Raw genomic sequence first — 11,479 nt, forward strand, 5'->3', positions numbered from 1 at the left:
CGCGGAAACGCTCATTCGAGCAGTTCGCGCAGAAAATTCGGCTGGGCGAACTGCCCGGCGTGGACCTCGCCATTGTAATACCGCAGGCGAGTAATCCCCCTGCGCATGAGCTCCGCGTCGATCGCCGAGGCCGGCCACGCCAGCGGATCGACGCGATCCGACGCGCACGCCAGACCCCACAGGCCACCGTACAGCGGGATGAACATGAAATACGGCCGCACGATGACGAAGACCTGGCGTAAGCGCTGCACCAGCGCGCGCAGCTGCGCCGGCTGCCGCCACGGCGCACCCAGGTGCAGCGTCAGCGCGCCCTCCCCGCGCAGCAGCGCACGGCAATCGGCGAGGAAGGGCGCGCGGTACAGCGCCGCCGCCGGCCCCTCGCCCGGCTCGGTGAGGTCGAGCACGATCAGGTCGAAAGCGTCGCCCGCCGCGACCGCGGCGCGCACATAGTCCAGGCCGTCGCCGAGATGCAGCTCGGTGCGCGGGTCGTCGAACGCCCCCTGGTGGATCGCCCCGAGATGGCGGCGCGCCAGCTCGATCACCTGCGCGTCGAGCTCCACGACGACCACCCGCTCGATGCCGGGATGCCGCAGCAGCTCCCGCGCCGAACCGCCATCGCCGCCACCGACCACCAGCGCACGGCGTGGCGCGGGATGGCACAGCGTCGGCACATGCACGAGATTCTCGTGATACACGAACTCGTCGCGCTCGGCGCTCATCAGGCTGCCGTCCAGGCGGAAGAGCTTGCCGAAGGTCGGCGTGTCCCACACCTCGTAGCGCTGGTAGGGCGACTCCGCCGCCTCGAGCAGGCGCGCCCCGCGGCAGAAAAAGCCGAAGTGCGGGTCGAGCTCTTCGACCAGCGTCGCCGGCCCGCACGCCGGTCCTGCTGTCGTGCCTTCCTCGCTCATGGTCTCTCCTTGCGAAACTGTTTCACGTGAAACAGCGATGCGTCAGTCAGTGCAGGCGCAACACGAGGTCGTACACCATCTTACCGATCAGCACGCACAGCACGCCGAGGAACATCCTGCGCACGAACCCCGCCCCGTGCCTGAGCGCGAGCCGAGATCCCACGAGCGCCCCCGACAGGTTGCACACGGCCATCACCCCGGCCACCTGCCACAACAATTCGACGGTGCTCGCGAACAACGCGATCGCGGCGACATTGGTCGCGACGTTCAGGATCTTGGCGTTGACCGAAGCGCGCAGGAAGTCCATGCCGAGGAATCGGACAAACAGGAAGATCAGAAAGCTCCCTGTCCCCGGACCGAAGAAGCCATCATAGAAGCCCACGACCGCACCGATCAGCAGCGCGAGCGCCACCGGCCTGTGCCCGGCCGGCATCACCTTGCCGCCGGTACCGAAGTCCTTGCGCGGGAAGGTGTAGATCGCGACCACGATCAACAAGCCGAGCACCAGCGGCCGCAACAATTCGGGCGACAGGTAGGCCACGGTCCGGGCGCCGAACCACGAACCGACGAAGGCCGCGAGCGCCCCCGGCAGGGTGACGCGCCACGGAATCTCGACCCGGCGTCCGTACTGGATCGCCGCGCTCGTGGTGCCGACGACGCTCGACAGCTTGTTCGTCCCGAACAGGGTCGCCGGGCTCGCATTCGGGAAAGCCGAGAACAGCGCAGGAATCTGGATCAACCCCCCGCCGCCGACCACGGCGTCGACCACCCCGGCAAAGAACGCCGCCGCCCCGAGGGCGACGAAGAGCCACTCAGCGTCGACCATCGCGATCGTGTTTCACGTGGAACAATCGAACGGGCCGGGCGGCCGCCCCGCTCATGCAAGATGCCTCAGGACATTGTTCCGTCGCTGCGCTCACTTGCCGATGCAGAAGCGCGAGAAGATCACCCCGAGCAGATCGTCGGCCGTGAACTCGCCGGTGATCTCGCCGATACGCTCCTGCGCCTGGCGCAGCTCCTCGGCGAAGAGTTCCAGCGCCGCGCTCTGCCCCTGAGCGGCCTCGACGTGCGCCAGCGCCGCGCGCAGCGCGACGAGATGGCGTTCGCGCGCGAGCACGACGTCCTCGCCGTGCGCATGCCAACCCGCCACCCGCAGCAGCTCCGTGCGCAGCAGATCGACCCCTTCGCCGCGCTGCGCCGACAGGTAAACCGACACCTTGCCGTCGGCCTCGCTGCAACCCGGCGCGATCCCGCACAGGTCGATCTTGTTGTGCACCGTGATGCGCTCGACGCCGGCCGGCAGCGCCGCGTCGATCGCGTCGTCCGACTCCCCCACGCCGGTGCGCGCATCGACCAGGCGCAGGATCACGTCCGCGCGCCCGATCTCGCGCCAGGTGCGCTCCACCCCGATCCGCTCCACCGGGTCGTCGGTCTCGCGCAAGCCCGCGGTATCGATGACGTGGATGGGGATGCCCTCGATCGCGATCGTCTCGCGCAACGCGTCGCGCGTCGTGCCGGCGATCTCGGTCACGATCGCGCGCTCCTCGCCGGCGAGGCGGTTCAGCAGGCTGGACTTGCCGACATTGGGCCGGCCGACCAGCACGACGTTCATGCCGGTGCGCAGCAGCGCCCCCTGGCGCGCACGTTCCAGCACATCGACGAGCTGGCTGCGGATGCCTTCGAGGCGCTCCAGCGCGCGCGCCTTCTCGAGGAACTCGACCTCTTCCTCGGGGAAATCCAGCGTCGCCTCGACCAGCATGCGCAAGTCGATCAGCGCGTCGGTGATGCGGTGCATCTCGTCGGAGAACGCTCCCGACAGCGAGCGCAGCGCCGAGCGCGCGGCGGCGACCGTCGACGCCTCGATCAGGTCCGCAACGGCTTCCGCCTGCGCGAGGTCCATCTTGCCGTTGAGGAAGGCGCGGCGCGAGAACTCGCCGGGCTCGGCCAGGCGTGCGCCGAGCTCGACGCAGCGCGCGAGCAGCATCTGCATCACCACCGGCCCGCCGTGCCCCTGCAGCTCGAGCACGTCCTCGCCGGTGAAGGAATTCGGCGCCGGGAAGTACAGCAGCAGCCCTTCGTCGATCGCGCGCGCTTCGCTGTCCAGAAAACGCACGAACCCCGCAGTGCGGGGTTCGGGAGTCTTGCCGGTGAGCGCCCGCGCCATCGGCACGAGCGCTGCGCCCGACACGCGGATCACGCCGATCCCGCCGCGACCGGGCGCGGTCGCGACGGCGGCGATGGTATCAGGCAGGCTTCGCGCCGGACTTTCCACCTTCGATCATCCTCGTAATCTGCCACTGCTGGGCAATCGACAGCGTGTTGTTGACGACCCAGTACAGCACCAGGCCCGACGGGAACCACAGGAACATGAAGGTGAACACGATGGGCATCGCCAGCATCACCTTCGCCTGGATCGGATCCGGCGGCGTCGGGTTGAGCTTGGTCTGGATCAGCATCGTCGCGCCCATGATGATCGGCAGGATGTAGTACGGATCCTTGGACGACAGATCCTGGATCCAGCCCAGCCACGGCGCATGGCGCATCTCGACGCTGCCCAGCAGCACCCAGTACAGCGCGATGAACACCGGGATCTGCACGAGGATCGGCAGGCAGCCGCCCAGCGGGTTGATCTTCTCCCGCTTGTACATCTCCATCATTTCCTGCTGCAGCTTGACCTTGTCGTTGCCGTAGAGCTCCTTCAGGCGCTGCATGCGCGGGCCCAGCACGCGCATCTTGGCCATCGACTTGTAGCTCGCCGCCGACAGCGGGAAGAACGCCGCCTTGATCAGCACAGTGACGAGGATGATCGCCCAGCCCCAGTTGCCGGTGAGCTTGTGGAACCACGACAGCACCCAGAACAGCGGCGCCGCGATCACCGTGAGCCAGCCGTAGTCGACGACCAGGTCGAGGCCCTTGGCGACGCCTTCCAGCTTGTCCTGCTCCTGCGGGCCGGCATACAGGCGCGTCGACACCTTCCCCGTCTCGCCCGGCGCGACCGCGGCCACCGGCATGATCAGGCCCGACGAGTACAGCCCTTCGCCGACCTTGCGCGCGAAGAACTCGCGCTCGACGCCGTCCTGCGGCAGCCACGCGCTGACGAAGTAGTGCTGCACCAGCGCCACCCAGCCGTCGTTCGCCTTCTTCACGAACTTGGCCTTGCCGTTGTCGATTTCCTCGAACTGCACCTTCTGGAACTTCTCGGCTTCGCTGTAGAAGGCCGGGCCGGTGAACACGCTGACGCCGAAGCCCTCGACCGATTCCGCCGGCTTGCCGTCGCGCGTCATCTGGAAATACGCGTGCGCGTTGAGCGGCGCACCGCCGCCGTTGGCGATCTCGTAGGCGACATCGACGAGGTAGCTGCCGCGATGGAAGGTCATTAGCTTCGTGACCTTCACGCCGTTCTGCTCCGGCGCCTCGAGACGCAGCGTCAGGCTGTCCTGGCCGTCCTTGAGCACCTGCTCGCCGGCGGGCAGCGCGAACACCGTCTTGTGGCTCGGCAGGCCGTCGCCGATCAGGCCCGACTGCGCGGCATACAGATGCTCGGCGCCGTCGTCGAACAGCACGAAGTTGCGCGACACGTCGGTCTTGGACTTGTGCTGCGCCAGTTCGAGGCGAACGATGCTGCCGCCTTCGGCGGAGACGTCCGCGACGAGCACGTCGGTGCGCACCGTCACGCGGGGGGCGTTCGACGCCGCAGCGCGCGCTTCCGGCACCGCCGGCGCGCCGGCCATGCTCGCGCTCGGGGTCGGCACCGCGCCCGGAACGAACGAACCCGGCGCCTGCTGCTCGGCCACCGCCGCGGTCGGCGCGGGGGCGGGACGGTTATGCTTCTGCCAGCCGTCCCACAGCATGATGACGGCGAAGGAGAAGATGAGGAAAAGTATCAGTCGACGCTGGTCCATCGGATTCTTATATGTTCTGGGAAGAGTCAGGGAACGGGATCATACCCGCCCGGATGGAATGGGTGGCAACGACCCACCCGCTTGAACGCCAGCCACCCGCCCTTCAGGGCGCCGTGGCGCTGGACGGCCTCGGCCGCATATTCGGAACAACTCGGATGAAAACGGCAGTTGCGCCCCAGCATCGGGCTGATCGCGTAGCGATAGACGCGCAGCAGGCCGAGGAGCAGGGACTTGATCACGGTCGCAGGCGCGCGAAGAGCTGCGCGACGTCTTCGTTGATCATCGCGCGCGTGGCATCCCTGACGGGCGCATGCAGGCGCACGATCAGGTCGTGATGAGGGAGCGCCACACGAATTTTGCGAAACTGTTCGCGCACGATGCGTTTCACCAGGTTGCGCACGTTGGCGCGTTTCGCCAGCTTCTTCGCCACAACGACGCCGAGGCGTGCCGTGTCGAGTTCGTTGGGACGATAATGAACGACGAAGAAGCGTCCCTTGATCGCCCGCCGGAAAGCAAAAACGGATGAATACTCATCCGTTTTTCGTAATCTGTAGGCGCTGAGGAATCTCTGATCAACGCCCGACGGGCTATTCACCTCAGACAGCGAGGCGATGACGGCCCTTGGCGCGACGAGCGCGGATGACGGCGCGACCGCCGCGGGTCTTCATGCGGACCAGGAAACCATGGGTGCGCTTGCGACGGACGACGGACGGCTGATAGGTGCGTTTCATTTCGGTTGGCCAGTGAAAGGGTCAAACCGCGGATTTAATTGGATAATACCCTGTTTGTCAAGCACAATTTTTGGCCCGGGCTGTGGATAACTCTTCCGCCGGGGGGTAGAATCCAGCGTTTCCCCTCCCGACCGCCCCTGTGCGCCGGCCATTCCGGCCCGTCGTGCTGCGCGGACGGTCGGGATGTCCCCGAAACGAGTTCGCGCCGCCGTTGCGCTTCACCGCTCCGTCAGCCGAGCCGAGGTGTTTTGGAAATCGTGTCACAAGCCCTAACCATCGAGTCCGTGAGTCAAGATTTTTGGTCCTTCTGCCTGTCGCGCCTTGAGAGTGAGCTGCCCCCGCAGCAGTTCAACACATGGATCAAGCCGCTGCGCGCAGAGGCCGGCACGAGCGACGAACCGTCGCTGCGCCTGTTCGCCCCCAACCGCTTCGTCATGCAGTGGGTGCGCGAACGCTACCTCAAGCGCGTCGCCGAGCTCGGCGAGGAATTCCACGGCGGCCCGCTGCTGCTCGAACTCTTGATGGGCGAAGCGGGCAGCGCGCGCACGGTCGCGCGCGCCGTCGCCCCCGTCATGCCGGTCGCAGCGGACGGCGCGGCCGCGAACGCCGCCCCGGCGCCCGTCGCGGCCCCCGCCATCATCACGCGCGCCGAACTCGAACCCGCCACCAGCGCGGCCGACCTCGCCTACGAGAAGACGCGCCTCAACCCCGACTTCACCTTCGACACCCTGGTCACCGGCCGCGCCAACGACCTCGCGCGCGCCGCCGCGATGCAGGTCGCGCAGAACCCCGGCACCTCCTACAACCCGCTGTTCGTCTATGGCGGCGTCGGCCTCGGCAAGACCCACCTCGTGCACGCCATCGGCAACGCCGTGTACCGCCGTAACCCGCGCGCGGTGATCCGCTATGTGCACGTCGAGGACTACTACGCCGACGTCGTGCGCGCCTACCAGCAGAAGAGCTTCGACGCCTTCAAGCGCTACTACCGCTCGCTCGACCTCTTGCTGATCGACGACATCCAATTCTTCAACAACAAGAACCGCACGCAGGAAGAGTTCTTCCACGCGTTCAACGCGCTGACCGAGGCGCGCAAGCAGATCGTCATCACCTGCGACACCTACCCCAAGGACATCCAGGGCCTCGAAGACCGCCTGATCTCGCGCTTCGACTGGGGCCTCACGGTGCAGATCGAGCCGCCCGAGCTCGAGATGCGCGTCGCGATCCTGCAGAAGAAGGCCGAGGTGCTGCGCGTCGATCTGCACGACGACGTCGCGTTCCTCATCGCCAAGAACCTGCGCTCCAACGTGCGCGAGCTCGAAGGCGCGTTGAACAAGGTCGTCGCCTTCGCGCGCTTCCACGGCCGCGGCATCTCGCTGGAAGTCGCCAAGGACGCGCTGAAGGACCTGCTCAACGCGCACAACCGCCAGCTCACCATCGAGCACATCCAGAAGACGGTCGCCGACTACTACAAGATCAAGGTCGCCGACATGCACTCGAAGAAGCGCACGCGCGTCATCGCGCGTCCGCGCCAGGTCGCGATGTGGCTCGCCAAGGACCTCACGCCGATGTCGCTGCCGGCGATCGGCGAGGCCTTCGGCGGCCGCGACCACACCACCGTGCTGCACGCCTGCCGCACCATCGCGGACCTGCGCCTCGCCGACCAGCAGCTCAACCACGACGTGCACGTGCTCACGCAGGTGCTGCGCGGATGAGCGCTCCCCGCAGCACCGCTTCCCTGCCCGGACAAACGGAATAACCTCAAACGGAAGATCCTGACGCCATGCTTCTGCTCACCACCACCCGCGATGCGCTCCTCGCCCCGCTGCAGTCGGTCGCCGGCATCGTCGAAAAGCGCCACACCCTGCCGATCCTGTCGAACGTGCTGATCGAGAAGCACGGCGACCAGCTCACGCTGCTCGCCACCGACATCGAGATCCAGATCCGCACGACCACGGGCGGGCACATCGGCGGCGATGACGCGTCCATCACCGTCGCGGCGAAGAAGCTGCAGGACATCCTGCGCGCGCTGCCCTCCGCGGGCGAGGTGGTGCTCACGCTCGACGACAAGCGCCTCACCGTCAAGGCCGGCCGCAGCCGCTTCGCGCTGCAGACCCTGCCCGCCGCCGACTACCCGCGCATGAACCTGCCCGACGGCGATGCCACGCGCTTCAGCATCAGCCAGAAGAGCTTCAAGCGCCAGCTCGCCCAGGTCGCCTACGCGATGGCGCAGCAGGACATCCGCTACTACCTCAACGGCCTGCTGCTGATCGCCGACGGCAAGGAACTGCGCATGGTCGCCACCGACGGCCACCGCCTCGCCTTCGCCTCCAGCCCGCTCGAGGCCGAAGTGCCGCGCACCGAGGTCATCCTGCCGCGCAAGACGGTGATGGAGCTCGCACGCCAGCTCGCCGACAGCGAAGACCCGCTCGAAGTCGTCCTCGCCGGCAACCAGGTGGTGTTCCGCTTCGGCCCGATCGAGCTCGTCTCCAAGCTCATCGACGGCAAGTTCCCCGACTACGAGCGCGTGATCCCGCAGAACCACCAGAAGCTGATCACCTTCGAGCGCGTCCCGCTGCTCGCGACCCTGTCGCGCGTCGCCATCCTGACCAACGACAAGTTCCGCGGCGTGCGCCTCGTCCTCGGCGACGGCACGCTGAAGATCGCCAGCACCAACGCCGAACAGGAAGAAGCCCAGGAAGAGCTGGAAGTCGACTACCACGCCGACCCGCTCGACATCGGCTTCAACGTCACCTACCTGCTCGACGTGCTCACCAACACCCACGAAGACCAGATCGAGTGGCGCTTCAACGACGGCAACTCCAGCGCGCTGGTGACCCTGCCGGGCAACGACCGCTTCAAGTACGTGGTCATGCCGATGCGCATCTGACGCGAGCCGGCGCCCGCCGCCGCCGCGTTCTGACGCCCCGGGACCTCCCGGGGCGCGTTCTTTGATGATTCATAGAGATTGACGATGTCCGACCCGCAAAACCTGCCTCCGTCCGCCCCTGTTCCCGCCCCGTCCGGCGACTACGACGAATCCAGCATCCAGCAGCTCGAAGGCCTGGAAGCCGTGAGGAAGCGTCCCGGCATGTACATCGGCGACACCTCCGACGGCACCGGCCTGCACCACATGGTGTTCGAGGTCGTCGACAACTCGATCGACGAGGCGCTGGCCGGCCACTGCGACGACATCGTGATCACGATCCACGCCGACAACTCGATCTCGGTGGCCGACAACGGCCGCGGCATCCCGGTCGGCGTGAAGATGGACGACAAGCACGAACCGAAGCGTTCGGCGGCCGAGATCGTCATGTGCGTGCTGCACGCCGGCGGCAAGTTCAACCAGAACAGCTACAAGGTGTCGGGCGGCCTGCACGGCGTCGGCGTGTCGTGCGTGAACGCGCTGTCGAAGTGGCTGCGCCTGATCGTGCGCCGCGACGGCAAGAAGCACTTCATGGAATTCCACCGCGGCGTGCCGCAGGACCGCGTGATCAACGTCGTCGACGGCATCGAGGTCAGCCCGCTGAAGGTCATCGGTGAAGCCACCAAGCGCGGCACCGAAGTGCACTACCTCGCCGACGAAGAGATCTTCGGCACCATCGAATACCACTACGACATCCTCGCCAAGCGCCTGCGCGAGCTGTCCTTCCTCAACAACGGCGTGAAGATCCGTCTCATCGACCAGCGCACCGGCAAGGAAGAGGACTTCGCCTTCGCCGGCGGCGTGAAGGGCTTCGTCGAATACATCAACCGCACCAAGTCCGTGCTGCACCCAACCGTGTTCTACGCGGCAGGCACGACGCGCATCCCGACCGGCCACGGCCACGACGCCGAACTGGGCGTCGAAGTCGCGATGCAGTGGAACGACACCTACGCCGAACAGGTGCTGTGCTACACCAACAACATCCCGCAGGCCGACGGCGGCACCCACCTCACCGGCCTGCGCGCGGCAATGACGCGGGTCATCAACAAGTACATCGAAGAACACGAGATCGCCAAGAAGGCCAAGGTCGACATCACCGGCGACGACATGCGCGAAGGCCTCGCCTGCGTGCTGTCGGTGAAGATGCCCGACCCGAAGTTCGCCAGCCAGACCAAGATGAAGCTGGTGTCCTCGGAAGCGCGCCCCGCCGTCGAGGAAGTCGTCGCCGACAAGCTCACCGACTTCCTGCAGGAAAACCCGATCGACGCGCGCACCATCTGCGCCAAGATCGTCGAAGCCGCGCGCGCCCGCGACGCCGCCCGCAAGGCGCGCGAGATGACGCGCCGCAAGGGCCTGCTCGACGGCGTCGGCCTGCCCGGCAAGCTCGCCGACTGCCAGGAGAAGGACCCCGCGCTGTGCGAGATCTACCTCGTCGAGGGTGACTCCGCCGGCGGCTCCGCCAAGCAGGGCCGCGACCGCAAGTTCCAGGCGATCCTGCCGCTCAAGGGCAAGATCCTCAACGTCGAGAAGGCGCGCTTCGACAAGCTGCTGCAGAGCCAGGAGATCGCCACCATGATCACCGCGCTCGGCACCGGCATCGGCAAGGACGACTACAAGCCAGAGAAGCTGCGCTACCACCGCATCATCATCATGACCGACGCGGACGTCGACGGCGCCCACATCCGCACCCTGCTTCTGACCTTCTTCTACCGCCAGATGCCCGAGCTGGTCGAGCGCGGCCACATCTACATCGCCCAGCCGCCGCTGTACAAGATCAAGCACGGCAAGAACGAGATGTACATCAAGGACGAGGCGGCGCTCAACCAGCACCTGCTCAAGCTCGCCCTCGACGGCGCCGCCCTCGTGCCGCGCGCTGGTGCCGCGCCCATCGTCGAAGAGACGCTGGGCGGCCTCGCGCGCAGCTACCTGCTCGCCGAAGCCGTCATCAACCGCCTGTCCGGCTACATCGACGGCGCCGTGCTGCACGCGATGCTCGCCCACGACATCGAAGTCAGCCTCGCCGACGAAGCCTCCACCACCGCCGCCGCCGACCGCATCCGCCCGCACCTGCCCGACGAAGTGCAGATCCGCGCCGAGTACCACGAGGGCTCGGAAACCTGGCGCATCGCCATCGAGCGCATGCTGCACGGCAACCGCAAGCTCGGCTGGCTCGACGAGGAATTCGTCGTCTCCGGCGACTACCGCAGCATCCGCACCGCCGCCGCCGCCATCTCCGACCTGATCGGCGAAGGCGCCGAGATCCGCCGCGGCGAGAAGGGCCAGCCCGTCACCCGCTTCGCCGACGCCATCCGCTGGCTGCTCGCCGAAGTCGACCGCGGCCTCAGCAAGCAGCGCTACAAGGGTCTGGGCGAGATGAACCCCGAGCAGCTATGGGAAACCACCATGGACCCCGCCGTGCGCCGCCTGCTCCGCGTGCAGATCGACGACGTCATCGCCGCCGACGAGATCTTCACGACGCTGATGGGCGACGACGTGGAGCCGCGCCGGGCGTTCATTGAAGGGAATGCGCTGTATGCGCGGAACATCGACGTGTGATGCTGTCGGGTGCCACGGAAAGTGAAAACTGTGCCAAGTAAATGAAAAAGTACTGTCACGGAAAATGAAAAAAGCCCGCTTGGGCTTTTTTCATTTCGCCATGCTGACCACGGCCGGTCCGTTCCACCGTTCCACCTAAATGAACGACGCAACAGGGATTGAACGTCAGGACTTCGGCACAGCTCCGGCCACCAGGGTCAACTGAGCGGCGGCGGTGTTGCGCAAAGCCGCCGTATGGCAGGTCTCCTTCATCGAACGGACGATGTCACCCCTCAACTAACCTGCAAGGCTCTGAACTTGAAATCGGAAAGCAGGCGTTCAACTTTCGAGATAGTTGTGTGTGTCAAGTTGTGCAAATTGGGTGAGCACGGCATGGTTGATTCATTTCGCTTTCAGCGCTGCGCAGGGCGTAGCCCAAAGCGGCGCTGAAAGCGGTGGCGGCCTCATGCGGCCAGCCGC

General features: G+C 66.4%; 10 protein-coding genes. 3 read left to right on the top strand and 7 right to left on the bottom strand.

Translation table 11 applies throughout. The features are described 5' to 3' along the window. Positions 1-11: 11 nt before the first annotated feature. The 7 genes from speE to rpmH form a co-directional block, all read right to left on the bottom strand. Complete coding sequence (gene speE / locus GPA27_RS10500) at positions 12-908, bottom strand: polyamine aminopropyltransferase (RefSeq protein ID WP_169140218.1); 897 nt, start codon at positions 906-908, stop codon at positions 12-14. A gap of 46 nt (positions 909-954) precedes the next feature. Then, a complete protein-coding gene (locus GPA27_RS10505; RefSeq protein ID WP_169140220.1) occupies positions 955-1,734 on the bottom strand; it encodes a sulfite exporter TauE/SafE family protein in 780 nt (259 codons plus the stop codon). Positions 1,735-1,824: 90 nt separating this feature from the next. Continuing rightward, positions 1,825-3,180 (bottom strand): tRNA uridine-5-carboxymethylaminomethyl(34) synthesis GTPase MnmE, encoded by a 1,356-nt coding sequence (gene mnmE, locus GPA27_RS10510; RefSeq protein WP_169140222.1) that lies wholly within the window; start codon positions 3,178-3,180, stop codon positions 1,825-1,827. Then, complete coding sequence (gene yidC / locus GPA27_RS10515) at positions 3,152-4,810, bottom strand: membrane protein insertase YidC (RefSeq protein WP_169140224.1); 1,659 nt, start codon at positions 4,808-4,810, stop codon at positions 3,152-3,154. The genes mnmE and yidC overlap by 29 nt, the downstream gene beginning before the upstream one ends. Positions 4,811-4,836: 26 nt before the next feature. Beyond that, positions 4,837-5,046, bottom strand: coding sequence for a membrane protein insertion efficiency factor YidD (gene yidD / locus GPA27_RS10520; RefSeq protein WP_212566894.1), 210 nt, complete (start codon positions 5,044-5,046; stop codon positions 4,837-4,839). Further along, positions 5,046-5,405, bottom strand: a complete 360-nt coding sequence (rnpA, locus tag GPA27_RS10525) for a ribonuclease P protein component (protein ID WP_169140226.1) — start codon at positions 5,403-5,405, stop codon at positions 5,046-5,048. The genes yidD and rnpA overlap by 1 nt, the downstream gene beginning before the upstream one ends. 1 nt (position 5,406) lies before the next feature. Continuing rightward, on the bottom strand, positions 5,407-5,541 hold the full coding sequence (gene rpmH, locus GPA27_RS10530; protein ID WP_002926183.1) for a 50S ribosomal protein L34: 135 nt from the start codon (positions 5,539-5,541) through the stop codon (positions 5,407-5,409). A 284-nt stretch (positions 5,542-5,825) separates the two neighbouring features. Here rpmH and dnaA point away from each other — a divergent pair, with 284 nt between their 5' ends. From dnaA to gyrB, 3 genes are all read left to right on the top strand, one after another. Then, positions 5,826-7,253, top strand: coding sequence for a chromosomal replication initiator protein DnaA (gene dnaA / locus GPA27_RS10535; RefSeq protein WP_169140228.1), 1,428 nt, complete (start codon positions 5,826-5,828; stop codon positions 7,251-7,253). Between the two features lie 68 nt (positions 7,254-7,321). Next, complete coding sequence (gene dnaN, locus GPA27_RS10540; protein ID WP_169140230.1) at positions 7,322-8,428, top strand: DNA polymerase III subunit beta; 1,107 nt, start codon at positions 7,322-7,324, stop codon at positions 8,426-8,428. 84 nt (positions 8,429-8,512) lie between these two features. Continuing rightward, positions 8,513-11,020 (top strand): DNA topoisomerase (ATP-hydrolyzing) subunit B, encoded by a 2,508-nt coding sequence (gene gyrB / locus GPA27_RS10545; RefSeq protein WP_169140232.1) that lies wholly within the window; start codon positions 8,513-8,515, stop codon positions 11,018-11,020. The last annotated feature ends 459 nt before the right edge of the window (positions 11,021-11,479 follow it).

Origin of the sequence: Aromatoleum toluolicum (genome assembly GCF_012911005.2) — a bacterium.
In the GTDB taxonomy this organism is placed as follows: domain Bacteria; phylum Pseudomonadota; class Gammaproteobacteria; order Burkholderiales; family Rhodocyclaceae; genus Aromatoleum; species Aromatoleum toluolicum.

Bases quoted from the DNA above. Each gene is read 5' to 3' on its own strand.
- gyrB (WP_169140232.1), top strand. From the start codon at position 8,513: ATGTCCGACCCGCAAAACCTGCCTCCGTCCGCCCCTGTTCCCGCCCCG.
- GPA27_RS10505 (WP_169140220.1), bottom strand. From the start codon at position 1,734: ATGGTCGACGCTGAGTGGCTCTTCGTCGCCCTCGGGGCGGCGGCGTTC.
- rpmH (WP_002926183.1), bottom strand. From the start codon at position 5,541: ATGAAACGCACCTATCAGCCGTCCGTCGTCCGTCGCAAGCGCACCCAT.
- dnaN (WP_169140230.1), top strand. From the start codon at position 7,322: ATGCTTCTGCTCACCACCACCCGCGATGCGCTCCTCGCCCCGCTGCAG.
- yidC (WP_169140224.1), bottom strand. From the start codon at position 4,810: ATGGACCAGCGTCGACTGATACTTTTCCTCATCTTCTCCTTCGCCGTC.
- speE (WP_169140218.1), bottom strand. From the start codon at position 908: ATGAGCGAGGAAGGCACGACAGCAGGACCGGCGTGCGGGCCGGCGACG.